General features: G+C 53.9%; 15 protein-coding genes and 1 pseudogene. 7 read left to right on the top strand and 9 right to left on the bottom strand.

Translation table 11 applies throughout. From position 1 onward, the window contains the following. Window position 1 precedes the first annotated feature (1 nt). Window positions 2–544 carry a ubiquinol-cytochrome c reductase iron-sulfur subunit gene (locus ENN66_07485; GenBank protein HDS16433.1) on the bottom strand — a complete coding sequence of 181 codons (543 nt, stop codon included), beginning with the start codon at window positions 542–544 and terminating at the stop codon, window positions 2–4. Window positions 545–725: 181 nt separating this feature from the next. On the opposite strand from ENN66_07485, the gene ENN66_07480 reads away from it, so the two are divergent. Next, window positions 726–2414, top strand: coding sequence for a DUF3365 domain-containing protein (locus ENN66_07480; GenBank protein HDS16432.1), 1689 nt, complete (start codon window positions 726–728; stop codon window positions 2412–2414). Then, window positions 2404–3105 (top strand): response regulator transcription factor, encoded by a 702-nt coding sequence (locus ENN66_07475; protein HDS16431.1) that lies wholly within the window; start codon window positions 2404–2406, stop codon window positions 3103–3105. Before ENN66_07480 ends, ENN66_07475 begins: the two co-directional genes overlap by 11 nt. Before the next feature lie 162 nt (window positions 3106–3267). Here ENN66_07475 and ENN66_07470 read toward each other — a convergent pair whose 3' ends face one another. From ENN66_07470 to mobB, 6 genes are all read right to left on the bottom strand, one after another. Continuing rightward, window positions 3268–4554 (bottom strand): tyrosine--tRNA ligase, encoded by a 1287-nt coding sequence (locus tag ENN66_07470; protein HDS16430.1) that lies wholly within the window; start codon window positions 4552–4554, stop codon window positions 3268–3270. Between the two features lie 2 nt (window positions 4555–4556). Continuing rightward, window positions 4557–4841, bottom strand: coding sequence for a hypothetical protein (locus tag ENN66_07465; GenBank protein HDS16429.1), 285 nt, complete (start codon window positions 4839–4841; stop codon window positions 4557–4559). A 41-nt stretch (window positions 4842–4882) separates the two neighbouring features. After that, window positions 4883–5191, bottom strand: coding sequence for a DUF1820 family protein (locus ENN66_07460; protein ID HDS16428.1), 309 nt, complete (start codon window positions 5189–5191; stop codon window positions 4883–4885). Then, the gene (locus ENN66_07455; GenBank protein HDS16427.1) at window positions 5184–6878 is read right to left on the bottom strand and encodes a DEAD/DEAH box helicase; all 1695 of its coding nucleotides are present in this window, start codon (window positions 6876–6878) and stop codon (window positions 5184–5186) included. Before ENN66_07455 ends, ENN66_07460 begins: the two co-directional genes overlap by 8 nt. A gap of 254 nt (window positions 6879–7132) precedes the next feature. Then, complete coding sequence (locus ENN66_07450; GenBank protein ID HDS16426.1) at window positions 7133–7747, bottom strand: molybdenum cofactor guanylyltransferase; 615 nt, start codon at window positions 7745–7747, stop codon at window positions 7133–7135. Then, window positions 7731–8432: a molybdopterin-guanine dinucleotide biosynthesis protein B gene (gene mobB / locus ENN66_07445; GenBank protein ID HDS16425.1), complete on the bottom strand. Its 702-nt coding sequence runs from the start codon at window positions 8430–8432 to the stop codon at window positions 7731–7733. The genes ENN66_07450 and mobB overlap by 17 nt, the downstream gene beginning before the upstream one ends. Window positions 8433–8685: 253 nt before the next feature. On the opposite strand from mobB, the gene ENN66_07440 reads away from it, so the two are divergent. Further along, complete coding sequence (locus ENN66_07440; GenBank protein ID HDS16424.1) at window positions 8686–10110, top strand: hypothetical protein; 1425 nt, start codon at window positions 8686–8688, stop codon at window positions 10108–10110. Between the two features lie 308 nt (window positions 10111–10418). Beyond that, window positions 10419–12170 carry a VCBS repeat-containing protein gene (locus tag ENN66_07435; GenBank protein HDS16423.1) on the top strand — a complete coding sequence of 584 codons (1752 nt, stop codon included), beginning with the start codon at window positions 10419–10421 and terminating at the stop codon, window positions 12168–12170. Between the two features lie 28 nt (window positions 12171–12198). On the opposite strand, the gene ENN66_07430 is transcribed toward ENN66_07435, so the two are convergent. Together ENN66_07430 and ENN66_07425 are read right to left on the bottom strand one after the other, a co-directional pair. Further along, window positions 12199–13431, bottom strand: coding sequence for a pyridoxal phosphate-dependent aminotransferase (locus ENN66_07430; GenBank protein HDS16422.1), 1233 nt, complete (start codon window positions 13429–13431; stop codon window positions 12199–12201). Window positions 13432–13525: 94 nt separating this feature from the next. Continuing rightward, window positions 13526–14031, bottom strand: a pseudogene (locus ENN66_07425) (DUF3795 domain-containing protein). Between the two features lie 453 nt (window positions 14032–14484). On the opposite strand from ENN66_07425, the gene nadC reads away from it, so the two are divergent. Genes nadC through ENN66_07410 form a run of 3 tightly spaced genes read left to right on the top strand, consistent with a single transcriptional unit; the run spans window position 14485 to window position 16888 of the window. Further along, window positions 14485–15321: a carboxylating nicotinate-nucleotide diphosphorylase gene (gene nadC / locus ENN66_07420; GenBank protein ID HDS16421.1), complete on the top strand. Its 837-nt coding sequence runs from the start codon at window positions 14485–14487 to the stop codon at window positions 15319–15321. Beyond that, on the top strand, window positions 15318–16103 hold the full coding sequence (locus tag ENN66_07415; protein HDS16420.1) for a biotin--[acetyl-CoA-carboxylase] ligase: 786 nt from the start codon (window positions 15318–15320) through the stop codon (window positions 16101–16103). The genes nadC and ENN66_07415 overlap by 4 nt, the downstream gene beginning before the upstream one ends. A gap of 17 nt (window positions 16104–16120) precedes the next feature. Further along, window positions 16121–16888, top strand: a complete 768-nt coding sequence (locus tag ENN66_07410) for a type III pantothenate kinase (protein HDS16419.1) — start codon at window positions 16121–16123, stop codon at window positions 16886–16888. Window positions 16889–16992: the final 104 nt, after the last annotated feature.

Here is a 16992-nt window from a genome sequence, read left to right as displayed (position 1 = left end):
ATCACACCTTCTCTATGGCAACGTAGATGTTATCGTCCTTGAGCGTAACCTTGTATTCGTCTAGCGGCCGGGGGGGCGGGCCCTTGATATTGCGGCCATCGGCGGCGAAGAAACCCTCGTGACAGGGGCAGTAGAATTGCTTGGTCTGGTCGTGCCACTCGACTTCGCAACCGAGATGGGTGCAGATCTTGGAAAAGGCCTTGATCTGTCCGGCGTGATTGATAATGATACCCTTGCGGCCGCGGCCGTCGATGAATTCCCGGGCGCCGCCGGGCGCCAGCTCACCGACGTTGCTGACAAGGACGTCGACGAAGGTCTTTTTCCGCGCCCGCGGCACCAAATAGCGGACACCATAGGTTCCGGCCAGGCCCAGGACGGCGGTCAGACCCACGGTCACGGCCGCGTTGGCGAGGAAATCCCGCCGTCCCAGCCGCCGGTTGTTTTGGCTGTCTTTTTTCATAATCGGCTTTTCTCCAGACAATGGCGGTTGGCGAAACTGATTGTTGGTCGCCTGTTTATCATTACGAAAAATAGCATACTCCATGTAAAGTGCTGGTTAATGATGTTAATTTAATGTTAAAATAGGTTCTACTTCGATATGAAATTGAAAGTTCGTCATCGAAGTGTTCTGACTGAATCGGGGGCGGGTCGAGTTTGTCGGCGGTCTCGGAAAAGGCTGGGCTGACGAGCATTCACAGCCGGAATGGAGCCTGCGATAGGAGAATATGCGGAGTTTTATCAAAAGACGGATTGCGGCCATGGGGCTCGGCGGTAAATATCTGATCGGAGTCTCCGGATTGCTGCTGATCGGGGTGGGCGTGCTCTTTTCCCGTCAGTTTCAGACGGAAAAGACCTTTATTATGGGACAGTTGGAGAGCCAGGCCCGCTTGCTGGGACGCCAGGTGTTGCTGACCCGCAGCTGGCTGTCGGATCAGGGAGGGGTTTACGTACGCTGGACCTCCGGCAACCCTCATCTTCCCGGCAGCGAGTTGAGTTTGAATGGCTGCCGGCTGCAGCTTTGCAATCCCGCCCTGGTCACGCGTGAACTGTCCAAATACGCCATGAAACAGGGGGTTTATCGTTTCCGCCTGACCAGCACCCGGCTGATCAACCCCGACAACGCTCCGGACGAAACCGAGCGGCGGGCCCTGGCCGATTTCGCCGAACGGGGGGCGGCTGAAGTCAATCTCCTGCAGGAGTTGGACGGGCAAAAGGTCTTTCGTCATATCCGCCCCCTCTTTATCGAGGCCGGCTGCCTTGGTTGTCATCGGGAATACGAGGGTTACAGGGTTGGCGACCTGCGCGGATGTCTGAGCGTTATCATCCCCAGCGACACGGCGGAAAGTCGCATCAGGCAGCTCTCGTGGGCACTTTTTCGGGACGCCGTCTTTATCTTCCTGTCGACCCTCGCCGTGCTTTTCATCCTTAACTACAATTTGACCGTGCGCCCATTGAAACGTTTGCGCCGGCAGATGCGCGCTTTCGAACAGGATATCAATTTCCCGGTGCCGATCCTGCGACGTCAAGATGAAATCGGTGAACTGGCCGTCGGTTTCGCCGAGCTGGCCGCGGCCCTGCGGCGTCAGCATGAAGAAATGGAAAAAAAGGTTGCCCGGGCGACGCGGGAATTGGTGGAGGTCAACCGGGAGCTCAACGAGGCCAACCTGGGTCTGCGGCGGCGCGACGCCATGAAAACCGATTTTCTGGCCACGGTTTCGCATGAGTTGCGGACGCCGCTGACCAATATCCAGGGTGGGGTGGATTATCTCCTGCAGACGGTCGACAACGAGGACCAGCGTTCTTATTTGCAGCTTATCGAACGCAATATTCGGGGCTTGATCGCCATGGTCAGCCGCCTGCTCGACCTGGCCCGCATCGAGCTTGACCAGATCGAACTTGAATATGAGGCGCTCGATCTGGGCATGCTGCTGCAGGAGGTAGCCTTGCTTTTTCGGGCTGAAGCCGCCAGAATGGGTATCGAAATTCGCTGCCCGGCGATTCCGGAAGTCAGACTATACGCCGATTACCGCCGACTTAACCAGGTTTTCATCAACCTGATCGATAACGCCCTGCGCTTTTCGCCGCCCGGTCAGACGGTGGAAATGCGTTTGTTGCCCGAAGCCGATGGCGTCGTGGTCGAGGTGGTCGATCATGGTTCCGGGATTGAAGCCCGGGAACTGGAAGAGATCTTCACTCGATATCGCTGCCGCCATTCCAAGGACGGCGGCGGCAGCGGAATCGGCCTGGCTGTCGCCAAGGGCCTGATCGAGGCTCACGGCGGTCGCTTGACGGTGGTCAGCAGCCCTGGAGTCGAAACTGTGTTTACGGTTTACCTGCCGCGACAGTCCCCGGCCGGGCCAGCGGCAACGCCGGTGATGGAGGAAAAAGAGGAGGGAAAGAAGGATGACGCGTGAGATAACCATCATGGTCGTCGACGACGATCCCGATATTCAGACGGTTCTGCGCGGCAATCTCCAGCTGGCCGGTTACCGCGTGGTAAGCTGTCTGAACGGCCGGGAGGCTTTCGCGGCGCTGGCCCGGGAATTGCCTGAGCTGCTGATTCTCGATCTGAGTCTGCCCGATCATGACGGCATCCAGGTCTGCCGGCGCTTGCGCTCCGAATACGGCGAAGGGTTGCCGATCATCATGCTGACCGCGCGCGACGGTCTGGCCGACAAGGTACTGGGTTTCGAGTGCGGAGCCGATGATTATGTGGTCAAACCCTTCGCCTTTCTTGAATTATTGGCCCGGATCAAGAGCTGCTTGCGTCGCCGGGGGACGGCCGCCGGCGACGCTCCGGTTGAACCCTTGAGCTTCGGCGGTCTGTTGATCGATTATCGGCTTAAACAGGCCCGCGTCGACCAGCGAGATGCCGGGCTTACCCATAAGGAGTTCAAACTTCTGGCCCTACTGGCTGAAAATCGCGACCGGGTTTTAAGTCGGGAAGATATTCGCCGCGCCCTCTGGGGCAACCGTGAGCTTTATTCCTGGAGCCGGGCCATCGATGTTCACATCCGCCACCTGCGCTGCAAAATCGAAACCGATCCGGAAAATCCCCGTTACATTCAGACCGTGGTCGGCGTCGGCTACCGTTTCGTGGCCTAAATCATGGCCGTGACGTCGTCAATGTCCGGCCGCCAACAGCAAAAACTTCCGCCGCGGGCACCTGATTCCGGGCGGCGTATTGGGCGCCCCTGTGGTTTTAGTGGTTTTAATCGGGGTGGTTTTTCTCCGGTGAATACGGAATCCGGCCGCGCCAGGCTGAATTTACGAGGAACTCAGCACAATCTGATGATAGCGCTTTTTCCCGGCGCGCAGGAGCAACTTCGTATGGTTAAAATCCGTTTTTCGTAAAGAGCGGTCCTCATGCAGGCGTTCCTCGTTCAGATAAGCTCCCCCCTGTTCAAAAAGGCGTCGAGCCTGACCTTTTGAAGTGGCCAGACCGCTTTCGACAAAGAGCTCGATCAAGGATATTCCGTTTGCCAGTTGAGCGGGCGTAATTGTCAGTTGGGGAAGGTCATCCTGGCTTTGCTCCGGGTTGAGATTATAGATCATAGACGAAGTCGGAATGATTTTTTCCGGATCGGCGCAGCCGAAACGGTTGACAGCGGTCTGAAAGGCAAGAAAGGCTTTGTTATGACCATGAACCAGGGCCGTGACCTCGTAAGCAAGAATTTCCTTGGCGCGGTTGATGCCCTGGTCCTGCAAGGCAGCCAGGTCTCTGATTTCGGAGAGAGGCAGAAAGGTGAAAAATTTCAAGAGTCGTTCCAGCTCGGAATCCTCGCAATTACGCCAGAATTGATAAAAATCAAAAACCGAAGTTCTTTCCTCCGCGAGCCAGACGGCGCCGGCTGCGGTTTTACCGAATTTTTCACCGTTGCTGGTGGTCAGCAGGGGAAAGGTGACGCCATAGGCTTCAAGACTCTGAGTGCGCCGGATCAGATCAATGCCGGCGACAATGTTGCCCCACTGATCCTGGCCGCCCATCTGAATACGGCACCGCCGATCCCGGCTTAAAATATGGAAGTCGTAGGCCTGCAGGAGCATGTAGTTGAATTCAATGAAAGAAAGACCGGTTTCCAGACGTTGTTTGTAGGACTCCGCAGTGAGCATGCGATTGACGCTGAAATGACGTCCGATGTCGCGCAGAAAATCGACGTATTTGAGTTCGGAAAGCCAGTCGGCGTTATTGATCAGCTGGCAGCGATCCTTGGTAAAATCAAGAAAGCGACCGAGTTGGGCGGCGATGCCGCGGCCGTTTTCGGCGATATTTTCCGGAGTCAGCATCTGACGCAGTTCGGTTTTACCGCTGGGGTCGCCGACCATAGCGGTCCCGCCGCCCAGAATGGCGATGGGGTGATGACCGGCCTTTTGCAGATGCATCATCACGATGATCGGGATCAGGCTGCCGACATGGAGACTGTTAGCCGTCGGATCAAAACCGATATAGAAGTTCTGAGGGCCGCTTTCTAATAGTTGCTGCAGTCCGGCGCTGTCGGTGCTTTGGTAGATCAAGCCCCGCTCTTCAAGCTCTTGGTAAACCTGGCTCTTCATGATTAAGCATCCATCTCCATGATCTGCTGGGCCTGACGTAAGCGCTGGTTGCCTTCGTTGAACAGCTGCATCGCTTCAAGTATCTTTTCCACCACTTCGTTCTGTCCTTCTTCCCGGGCTTGGGCGGCCCACTTCTTGTAGTCGGCCTGGTGACTGTCATTGTGGTCGATCCAGTGATTTAAAAGCATTTTCAGTTTTTCGGAAAAGGTCATTCTCTCAGCATGACTGCTGCAATCGTGACAGTGTCCGTGATTTTCACAGAGGTTGTGATCATGATGTTCGTGCATGATTCTGCTCCTTAGAATTGATTGATTTTATCCCGAAGCGCCTAGTCAGCTTTTTTTCGGGAGTCGGCGATTTTAAGATAGGAAACGCCGATGTCGTCACTTTCAACCAGACGGTCAATGCGACGCATGTACTGATGCGGAATCGCTATCTTTTCGACCTTGGCGAATTCCTTGCGCAGGGCTTCGTCCTCGAGTGAGATGATGATGCGGTCGGTATCGTCAAAGATGATCTCCGAGATTTCAATAAACCCGAAGAATTCCGCTTCCCGGACGCTTCGCGCCAGAAGAGAATAGCTGCGCTCGTCGGTCTGAAAATAGACCCGGTAAACTGTCTTTTTCGGATTACTCATGCGGGCCGGCCGCTCCTTTGCGAAAAAGTTTGATCAGTCTTGCCATGAGGCCGGTTTTTTTCGGTTTTTCCGGAGCCGGCGAAACCGGCTGTCGGGGTGGCGGCGGCGAGCCTGGGGCGGCGCCGACGATCGGGCTCGCCGCCGGGTTTGCGTTTCGGCCTGGTTCCCGGCCTGCGGCTGCGGGGTGGGAACTCGCCGTTTGCGTTTCGCCGCTTTTACGTGGCGGTCGGCGCCGGCGCGGCCGGACACTGGCGGTATTGCCGCTCTCTCCGCCACTTTTGCCTTCCGTTTTTTGAAACCCGGTTTCCTGGTCCGACCGGGTTCTGTCGACAGGGGTGGCCGTCGTGGTTTTGCTGCGGGTTTTGTTAGCGCTGATCCGTCTTTCCGAGCTTGGCGGCCGGCTTGGGCGGCGTCCGTCACCACTCTTGCGGTGGCTGTCGGGGCGTCCACGGCCGGCGGGCGAGGCGCTGCTTCTGGGGCGGGCTGGTGAGCGTTTGAAATTCCGGATAAAATCTTCTTCTTCAGCCCATTCGACCGGAATTTTATCCGCCAGTTTCTCGATGGCTTCCAGGTAAAAAGCATCTTCCTCTCCCACCAGAGCGATGGCGGTCCCGGTAGCGCCGATACGGGCGGTACGCCCGATACGGTGGACGTAATCCTCAGCGTCCTGGGGCAGATCGTAATTAAAAACATGGGTGACTGCTTCGATATGGAGGCCACGTGAAGCGACATCGGTGGCAATCAGGATGGTTAACTGTTTGTTTTTGAAACGTTCAAGCGTGGTCTGCCTTTTCTGTTGCGGAATATCACCGGTCAGACAGGCGGCGGCATAGCCATTGGCTTTGAGGTAACCTTCAAGAATCTCCGCCATTCTTTTGGTGTTAGTAAAGATCAGGCTGCGTTCGGGTTGCTCCTTTTGCAGGAGACCGAATAAAAGCGCCATCTTTTCATCCTTGCCGACGTGGTAAAGACTTTGCTTGATTTTATCTACCGTGATCTGTTCCGGCGTGATGTTGATCGCTTCGCTGATGTTGAGATGTTCGTAGGCAAGCTCCATGACCTTGGCGGAGAGCGTGGCGGAAAATAGCAGGGATTGTCGCTGGCCGGCCGGTGAGCAACGATGCAGCAGCCAACGGACATCAGGAATAAAACCCATGTCAAACATGCGGTCGGCTTCGTCGATGACCAGAACCTCAATTCCTTTCAGGGAAATGACATTTTGTTTCTGATAATCGATTAACCGGCCCGGGGTTGCTACGATTACCTGGGCTGTGTTTTTTTGCAGGGCCTGCCGTTGTTTTTCATAATCGATACCGCCGTAGATGGTCTGAAAACGGATCCCGCCCGCGGCGCTGATGATGCTTGCTTCCTGGCCGATCTGAATCACCAGTTCCCGGGTCGGAGCAAGGATCAGGGCCCGGGGCCGGCAGATGCCGTTTTCGGAAGGGCTGGATTGCGGAGGCTGCGGATTTTGTAGCAGACGGGTCAGGAGGGTAATGAGAAAGGTCGCGGTTTTGCCGGTTCCGGTCTGGGACTGGGCGGCAATATTGTTCCCTTGCAATGACAGGGGCAGGACTTTCTGCTGGACCGGGGTGCAGTATTGATAGCCGGCCGCTTCAATTCCGGTGAGAACCGAAGCGGGGAGTTCGAGTTGGTTGAAGCGGGTGTCGCTGAAGACTTGTTGCACTTTTCTTTCCCTTTATGAAGGAGGTTTAGGGGATTCCCGTGTTCCGGTTCATGACTTGGATAAGCGAAGCCTTGTTCAGCTTGTTCGCTTTTTGGGGCCGCGGACAAACAGCTAAAAGGCCCGGGCGTAAAAATAAACCGGAAAGTATCGAGGATATTCGGTTTCGAAGATGTCGGGTTGTCCCTGCCGAAGCCGGAACGGCCTAGATGGCCGTCTACGTATATTAGCAGATAATAGTTGAAGATTCAATTACTTTAATTCCAAGCGCCATACAGAGACCGGGCTGCCCGCAGATCCTCGGGTGAATTGATGTTGAGAAAGGTGTTCTTCGGAAAACTCTCAGGAAAGAAGGCGCAGGGGATGGTTTTCACCCTGACGGAGCCGAAGAAGCTTTTTATTTTTAAATGGTTCTGTTTCAGGTTTGACTCAATTGCGGGCAGACAATTCTTATTGTAGAGCGCGGTTAGTGGTTGTAGACCGTCGGGGGTCTGGGGTAAAATCACGTCGAAATTTTCCCGTTCCTGCCAGAGTTTTCGCAGGGCGGGAAGTTCGATGAAGGGCATGTCCCCGGCAACAATCAATAGATAAGGATGACGGGCCTCACGTAGGCAGCTGTTGATGGCGCCCAGAGGACCCTGATTTTTCTCCAGATCCGGGATGATGCGCCCCTGGGGATGGTCGTGAAGGGTGTTACTGCTGATCAGAATTTCGTCGCAGATAACGTCCAATAGCGAAATTGTCCGCTCAAGAAGGCTCTGGGAGCCGAATCTGAGCCGGGTTTTGTCTCGTCCTCCCAGTCGTCGAGAACTGCCGCCGGCGAGTACGGCGCCGCTTAAGGGATAGCCTTTTGAATCAGGATTTGTTGGCATGGCCAGCCGGTCTTTGCAGGGAAAAATAGTTACGGATGAAAACGCTGATAGCGGTGGTCTGTTCCAGTCCGAAACAGGGCACGTCCAGTTCCTGCTCGATATCGCTGACGACTGCGATCAGGTGTTCGTCGGTGTTTTCCCCACGACTGAGCAAGGGCCGTTTGAGCTCTGCGCGCTGGATTTCAATCTTGGGCATCCGCTCTTGTTTAAAGCCCTCCACCAGAATCAAATCGAGGTCATGCAGGTAGCTGTGAGTAAGCTTTTCAATGGGGATCTGGGCCGTGGTTTTTTCGATCAAAGCGGTTCGTTCGGGGCCGGTGATGATGGTTTTGCCGGCCCCCGCTGCGGTGAAACGGTAGCTGTCTTTGCCTTGGTGGTCGATGTCGAAAACTTTATGGTGATGTTTTACGGCGCCAACCCTGAATCCATCTTCCGTCAGGTGTTTGATGAGGTTGCAGATCAGCGTGGTTTTGCCGCTATTGCTGTAACCGACGAAGCCTAGTCGAGGTGGTTCCTGCATGATTTTTGCCTGTTTCTGAAAACATTCGCAACCGTCTGCGCCCATGAAGGTCAACGGAAGCGTTCCTTTGGTGTAATAGATCGGTGCTCGCAGCGAGCGCCTGCCCGAGGCACGAGCTATGTAAACCATGAAGAGGAAAAAAGCAATTAGTGAGTGCCCGGCCACGTGGTTTCCTTTGGAAACCACGTGGAGTTTTTTTTCTTGTAAAGAAGATTAAAATTTGTTAATTATCTCCTTGAGGGAAAAGAGTGGATATCGTGTTGATTACGGTTGGTTCCACAAACTGTAATTTAAGCTCTTTTTTCGGCCGTCGTTTATCTGTTCTTAATAAAATTGGAATAAGAATTCTCTAACGTTTCAGGGGACAACAGGGAAGTTTATTTGCAGTTTAATTCGTGTTTTTATCAGGAGGAAAAAAATGATTAGGAGATTGGGAGCTGTTCTGGTGGTTTTGATGTTGCTGGCCGTGGCCTTGCCGTCACTGGCGGCCGATGTCAAGATCAAGGGTGATTTCAATAATCGTTTCATGATCTACACCAATCATAATGATTGGCTTGACGCAGAAGAAGGAGTTTTGCGGGATGGTTCTTCCAGTGAAACCTGGGGAGAGGCCAAATACCGGATGTGGTTCGATGCTAGTACCGATGATGGTAAGGTCAAAGGGGTCTGGGGCATGGAAATCGGTGGTCTTGAATACGGTAAACCCAGTGTCGGCGGCATCTCAAGTACCGGCGGCAGCTATTCCGGTGACAATGTCAATATCGAGACGCGCTGGTTGTATACCGATTTCCAGCTGCCCTGGGCCTGTGAAAAAGCCCGGGTGCGCATGGGTCTGCAACCGTTTACCGCCAACAGTTTTTTCTGGTCTGAAACCATTATGGGGGTGACTTTCGACATCGCCGCCGGTCCGGTCAACCTTAATTTTGCCTGGTTGCGCCCCTACCGTGATGAGACCAAGGACCCCGACGACGATGTCGAGGATCTTGATGCCTTTTACGTCCGGGCCGATTTCAAGCCGGCGGACGGCATCAAAGCCGGGGTGTTCGGAGTTTACATGACCGGCGATCCGGATAACAGCGGCCCGGCGACCAGCACGATTACCTCACAGAAATATGAAGTCAAGAACTTTGCCAATAATTATGAACTCGATCTTTTTACCCTGGGTCTTGACGGCAAGGCCGACATCGGCAAATTCTTTGTCAACTGGGATCTGATGTATCAGACCGGCAGCGTTGATGGGGCCAACTTCTCCGAAGAATATAATGGCTGGGCTTATAATAGGGCGGCGGTCAACAAGAATTTCGATGTCAGCGCCTGGTTTGCTCATTTTGATCTTGGTTTCAAGATGGACAAGATGAAGTTTACCTATACTTTCTGGTATTCCTCGGGTGACGATGACGGCGCCGATGGAGATTTCAACGCCTTCATGGCGGTTGATATCGACCGGATGGACAATATTTGTATTTTCGAAGGCGGTTTTACTGATGATGACTACTATACCGAGAAGGGTTACCTGCTCGACAAGGGTTTCATCATGAACAAACTGGCCTTTGATTACAAAGCCAGCAAAAAGCTTTCTCTTGGGGCTGCCGCCATGTACATGCTGACCGCCGAGGATATCGAATATATCGATAAAAACGGCAAAATGCAGAAAGAGAATGAAGTCGGGATCGAATTTGATGCCTATCTGAAATACAAGCTTTATGACAACCTTGAGTTCGCGATCAATGCCGGTTACCTTTTCAGTGGCGATGCCATGGATTTCTGGGAGGTTCAGGATCGTAACGGCAGCAGCGATGAGGACATTTTTATCAGCACCATGCGCATTCGTTACAGTTTCTAAAGGAACATGTTTCCGTAAAGGATGCCATCAGGGGGGGCGGTTATCGCTGCCCCCTTTCTTTATGGTTGGTAATTATTCGGCCACCTGTGCCTTCGAGGCTGAATAGCGCCCTCAGACCGCTATCGCGGCCACCGATGTGAGAAAGTGATCTGCTTTTGAGTTGACTTACATGGAGGCGATTACCCTTTTTGCTTGAGGTCTGGAAGTAAAAAGGATATAGGTTTGGACCTGTTGACAGCGTTTCAGGTCGCGCAAGGCGGAGTTTTCAGGGCAAAGAAATCTTTTCAGATAGGGCTTCGGAGGTTGATTTGAAGGATGTGTACAGTCTCTCAGGGATGAGATTACGGGCGGCTCGATATTTGTGGTTGCTGGGGTTGGTTTTGAGTCTGGGATGGCCGGCGGTTTCCGGAGCGGATCCATGGTCTCGTTTCAAGCCCCTGTCAGGTTATCTGGTGGAGGTCGGCGTTCACGGGATTGTTATCGACTGTGGTCTGCGTAAAGGGGTCAGCGCCGGTGATCTCTTTGCCGTCATGGCTCCGGGCGCGCCCCTGATTCATCCGCGTACCGGGCAGTCTCTGGGCACTCAGGAGCGCCTGGTCGCTTCCCTGAAGGTGATGCGGGCGGAAGCCGAGTTTGCCGTTTGTCAGCCGTTGCAACGTTATCTCAGGGTGCCGTTGCAGCGTGGCGCGTTGGTCCGCCGTTTTAACGCCATGGCTTCCCTTTTTGTTGATTTGCAGGGTGATGGCAAGGAGCTTTTCGGTCGCCTGCGAGAAATCCTGCCGCAGCTTAACTGGGCTGACTACGGAGTCGGTTTACAGTTGCGACAGGTATTGCAGCGCCCGGGTGGCCCGGGCGCTATCGGCTATGATCTTTATGTCGTTAATCAAGGGACGGGTTTGTCGGTTTATAACGGAGACCAGGAACTGGTGGTGGCTTGGGACGACAAAACTTCGGTTTTTCCCTTGTCTGCGGACGCAAACGGCAGCGGTTCTGCCCGGGCTGAAAACAACGGCAGCCGGTACGGCCTTTCAACGGCGGATGCCGACGAGGCCTTCCTGACCCGATACCGGGAGTTGGCCAAAGTCAATCTGGTGGTCAGGGGCATGGATGTCGGCGATCTTGATCGTAACGGCATGCCGGATGTGGTATTTAGCGACGGTGAGAAAATTTATGTCTATCAGCTTACCGAAGCGGGTCTGAAATATCGTTACCGTTATCATTTTGCGAGATGGGGCAGTATCATTAACCTTCAAGTCGGTGATATAGACGGTGACCGTCGCGATGAAATCATGGTCAATACCTTCAAGGAAACCGAGGATGGTTTTTCTTCCTTTGTGATTGCCGTCAGAAGTGGTAAGTTTCAGGTTGTCGCGGAGAATATTCCTTTTGTCATGGGCTTGCTCGGAGGTCGCTCGGTGGCGGACCAGGGCACAAGTTTTGTGGGGCAGGGTTTTGCCAAAGAAGTTCTTTTTAATAACCGGGTGGTGTTGCTGGAATATCGCCAGGGTGGGGTGCGTTCGCGGGGAACCTTTTCGGTCCCCAACGGTTTCGCCCTGCCGGGAGCCGTCTACGAAGACATTAACCATGATCGCGTCAAGGAACTGTGCTTTATCAATAAACAGAATTTTCTCGAGATTTATCAAGGCAGTAAACGGCTTTGGGTCAGTGATGAACGGCTCGCCGGATCGCTGCATGATGTGCAGTATGAGGTTGGCACCAAACGAATGAGCTACACCGAGAAACGCCAGATCGCCTCGCCCCTGCGGGTGGTGGATCTTGATCGGGACGGCTGTCCGGAGCTTCTTCTGGTTGATAATGAATCCGGCTTTTCAACCGCTCTGGGTGAGTATGGTTTTCTCAGCAAGGGGCAGGTCAAGATGGTCAAGGCCAGTGGCTCGGGTTTTGTCCTGCGGAACGTTACCGGGGTTACCGGTGGGCCCTTGCAGGGTTTGCAAATTATCAATGACGAGCTGGTTTGTGCCATGGTCAGACGCGGTGACGACCTGCTCAAACTTTCCGGAAGCACCCTCCTGCTGGCCTTTCCCTTGACGCAGCGCTAGATTGTGGCCGGGATTGGCCGCCCGGCCTTCAGCGTGACTTGAAAAAGATTTCCAGGCGTTTCATTCCCTCGGCGATATTTTCCAGGGAATTGGCGTAGGAAAAACGCAGATAACCCTCGCCGTTGCTGCCGAAGTCAATGCCCGGAGTCACGCCGACACCGGCTTTTTCCAGGATTTCAAAGGAGAATGCGTAGGAATCGGCGGTGAATTCTTTGGCATTGGCGAAGATATAAAAAGCTCCGGTTGGTTCGGTCGCAACCTGCAAACCGATTTCGCGCACCCGTCTGAGCATGAAACGGCGCCGCTCATTGTAGATTAGTTTCATGTTTTCCAGTTCCGCGGCGACCTCTTGTGAGGTTAGGGCGGTAATCGCGGCTTCCTGACCGAAATGGCTGGCGGAAATCATGAAGTTCTGCTGTAGGGTTTGCAACGTTCGCATGTATCTCAGGGGGGCGATCAGATAGCCCAGACGCCAGCCGGTCATGGCGTAGAGTTTGGAAAAGCCGTTGAAAACAAAAGCGTTGTCGGTGAACTCAAGGATTGAGTGGGCCTCGCCTTTGTAGACTAGTCCGTGATAGATTTCATCTGAGAGGATCATGGGTCCCAGCTCGGCCAGTTCCCGCATCTGTTCGACTTCCAGGAGATTGCCGGTCGGATTGGCCGGGGAATTGATCAGGATGGCCCGGGTCTGTGGGGTGAGCTGCGGTTTCAGGGCCTGCGGCTCAAACTGAAAACCATTGTCTTCGTAAACCTTGATATACTGCGGGGCGCCGTCGCAATAAGTGATGAAATTACCGTAACAGGCATAGCCGGGATTGCTGACGATGACCCGGTCGCCGGGATTGAGCAGGGCCGCGCAGGCCAGCATCAAGGCCGGAGAGGTGCCGGAGGTGACAAGAATCTGCTCCGGAACGATCCTGACCCGATAACGTTTAAGGTAGTAGTCGGCGATCGTCTGGCGCAAGCCATAAGTCCCCAGACTGTGCGTGTAATGGGTGAGATCTTTCTGCAAGGCCTCAGCTGCGGCCTTTTTGATCGGCGTGGGAGTGGCGAAATCGGGTTCGCCCACGGCCAGGTGAATGATCGAGCGCCCTTTTCTTTCCAGTTCCTGGGCCCGTTCAAGAATATCCATGGTCACGAAGGGTTTAAGCCCGGCCGCTTTTTGGGAAAAGTTTTCCGTTCGCAATATTTTACCTTTCTTACAAACCGGCGGCTGAAGCTTCTTGCCGCTAAATGCCGGCAGTTTGTAAGTCTTCGGCATCATAGAAATGCACCGGTAATCCGGTGAAAAGTCTTTAACGCAGATGTGCCGGCGGTTATAAGTGTGAGAGCGCTTTTACCCTGCCGGTAAAAACTCAGTCAAGATCCAGCTTCGCTGTACAGGCATTGCATTTCACAGCGCCCCGGAAAACGCGATTGCCGCATTCCGGACAAATATAGCGAGCCTTTTCATCTTCGGCGAATTTCTTCGTGCCTACCTTTCGCCATTACGGAATCGTGCGCAAAATGACCTTTTTACCGATTGCCATGGGAAAATCCTCGATCTGTCGGCAAGGGAACTCATCGCACTGATGACAGCCGGTGTAACCTTTTTCATTCGTGCAGTCCTCAATTGGACAATGTCTGCAATACATGAACACGTCATCAGAGAGGCAGCCTTAGAGAGGCAGCCTTCACATCTGATGTCTTCAAACGATAAATTCTCACTGCCGGGAAGCGTGCCTTTGCCGGGGATTCCTCCCTGGTAAAGTTTGACTAACCGTTCCTTTAATTTCTGGTTACTATCACGGTGCGCGATATAAACAGCGCAGACGCCGCAATAAAGTCCACAAGGGCCGATCAAGGCCGAATTCGCCTGCATGATTCCGATTCACCATGCCTCATATTTTTATCATTTCATGGTTCCCTTGATCCTTAGGGAGCCTGTGATAGTTTCATACTTCTGATTATGCTGATTTTTTTTGAAATAAAACATTGATAAAACTATGTCAAGGGGTTTTCGTGAACGGGTTTCTTGCGGTTTCAGGCCTGTTGCAGGAGATGTCGTAAACCGTCCTTCTGCGGCTTGGGAATGTTTTTCGGGGAGACGCCGATTATATTATCCAGCCTTCATTTTGCCGGATTGCTTTCCCTGGTTGGATTGTGCTATAGGCGCGCAGTTATTTCCGCTGATTATATTAACGCCGCGGCCTCTTTAAATCCTGTTAAGATCCCGGACTCAGGCTATCTGTCGGTGGCCCTGGTCCGTTGACGGCGCATCTGACCCGGTTCGGCGGTGAATTTTTAATGGTTTTAGTGAGACAGGAGCGGCAAAATGTTCGCAACCGAAAAACTGATCAAGATGGCCCTTGAGGAAGACCTGGGTTCGGGAGATGTGACCACCCTTTCAACCGTGCCTCCGGGGACCCAGGCTAAAGCCCTGATTAAGGCCAAGCAGGACTGCGTGGTCGCCGGTATTCAGGTTGCGGGTCTGGTTTTTCGCACGCTAGATCCCTCGCTCAGGCTTGAGGCTCAGGCCACGGATGGAGACCGTCTGCAAGTGGGAGCGCCGTTGATGACGATCAGCGGCGAGGCGGTATCCATTCTGATGGCTGAACGCGTCGCGCTGAATTTTATTCAGCGACTTTGCGGCGTCGCGACGATCACGGCCAGGTTTGTGGCCGCGATCGAGGGATATGCAGCTGAAATCGTCGACACGCGCAAAACCACTCCCGGATGGCGTTCTTTGGAGAAATATGCAGTTCAGGTCGGAGGGGCCCGTAATCACCGGCATGGTCTGTTTGACGGTATTCTGATCAAGGATAATCATATTCGGGCCGCCGGCTCGATTGCCGAGGCGATCGGACACGCGAAAAGGCTGGCGCCTCATGGCCTGAAAATCGAGGTCGAGGCAGCCAACCTGAAGCAGGTTCAGGAAGCTGTCGCCGTCGGGGCCGATATTGTTTTACTGGATAATATGGAAGTTTCCCAGTTGCGTGAGGCCGTGGCCTATGTCAGGTCTCAGGCTTCGGCCCTTAAACTTGAAGCTTCGGGAGGCGTCGTGCTTGAGAATGTCAGACAGGTGGCGGCGGCTGGGGTCGATTTTATTTCGGTCGGCGCTCTGACTCATTCGGCCCCGGCCATTGATATCTCTCTTGACCTGGTCTCGTGATCGAGCCGTTTGTGACCCCCTGGGGCAATCGCCTGCAAAGCTTTGCCAGGCTGGATTCGACCAGTCGTTATCTCTGGCGGCAGGGCGAGGCCGGCGCTGAGTCCGGGCAGGTGGCGGTGGCCGCCACTCAGACCGCGGGGCGCGGGCGGCGAGGCCGGTCATGGCATTCGCCGCCGGGGCTCAACCTTTATTTTTCAATTCTCCTGCGTCCTTGTCTCGATTTTGCGAAAGTGCCGCAGCTTTCCCTGGTGGTTGGGGTCGCTTTGTGGCGGGCGCTGGCGCGCGAACTTTCGCGGCTGACAATTAAATGGCCGAATGACATTTTCTGCAAGGACAGGAAACTGGCCGGGATTCTGGCGGAGATGAAACCTGGGGTGAATGGACCAGAATTTGTGGTGCTGGGAATCGGACTCAACGTCAATGCTCGGGCTCTTGATTATCCGGAAGCTTTGCGGCCGTTGGTCACTTCCTTGCGGATTGAGACCGGTACCGAGTATGATCTCGGGGCTCTGTTGCAACAGCTTCTGGTCGAGATTGCTGACTGTGAACGGATTTATCAGCAGGAAGGTCTGGGACAGCAGCTTAGCACCCTAATAAACCGTAATTTTTATCTGGCGGGCCGGGATGTCGTGTTGCTCAGCGGCGAGCAGCGGTATGGCGGTCGGGTGCGGGCGATTGATGCTTGCGGCCGCCTGCTGGTGAGCGGCCGGGACGGCAGCACCCGCTGCTTTAGTGCAGGCGAGGTTCAGCTTGAAAAACAGCCTTATAATATTTCAGAATGATTTTTAAGGATGTCGCAATGTTACTGGTTGTTGATGTTGGTAATACGCAAACTGTGCTCGGTCTTTATCGCGAAGAGAAATTGCTGGATCATTGGCGGATTTCCACGTCGGTTGAAAGAACCAGGGATGAGTACATCATTCTTCTGCAGGAGTTTCTTCGTTCCTTGATGGTCGATCGGCGGGAAGTCGGCGGAATGATGATTTCCTGTGTGGTGCCTCCGGTTCTGAACGAACTGCTCGCTCTGGCTGGAAAATATTTTCATTTTCGTCCCCTGGTTGTTGGTCCCGGCATCAAAACCGGCTTGCCGATTTTGCTCGATAATCCCCGCGAAGTCGGAGCCGACCGGATTGTGAATGCGGTGGCGGCCTACAGAAAACACCGCCAGGCGATGGTGATCATTGATTTTGGCACGGCCACGACCTTTGATTGCGTTTCCGCAAAAGGGGAATATCTCGGCGGCGTGATCGCTCCGGGGATGAATATCTCAATGGAAGCATTGTGTCAGCGAACCTCCAAGTTACCTCGAGTGGAATTGAAACGGCCGCGCGAGGTGGTCGGTAAAAACACGGTTCATTCCATCCAGTCCGGGCTGGTGTACGGTTATCTGGCCCTGGTTGAGGGTTTGGTTGCCCGGATCAAGAAAGAGCTGGAAAGCGATTTGCTGGTGATCGCCACCGGCGGTCTGGCCAAAGTGATCGAACGCGAAACCAAAATTATTAATGAAGTCGACGAGTTCCTGACCCTTAAGGGTTTAAGGTATATTTATGATATGAATAGAAAATGATGCAGGCTTAGTCTCGATATTGGAGACGGCAGTGGCTTATCATGTTTGCGCTTCTTGATGGTGGCGACGTGTTTATCGGTTGCAAGAGCCACAACTCCAAAGCG

This window comes from Pseudomonadota bacterium (assembly GCA_011049115.1).
Lineage (GTDB): Bacteria > Desulfobacterota > Anaeroferrophillalia > Anaeroferrophillales > Tharpellaceae > DSCM01.
Note: the sequence above shows the minus strand (reverse complement) of the source record. Positions and strands in the feature narration are given on the sequence as shown.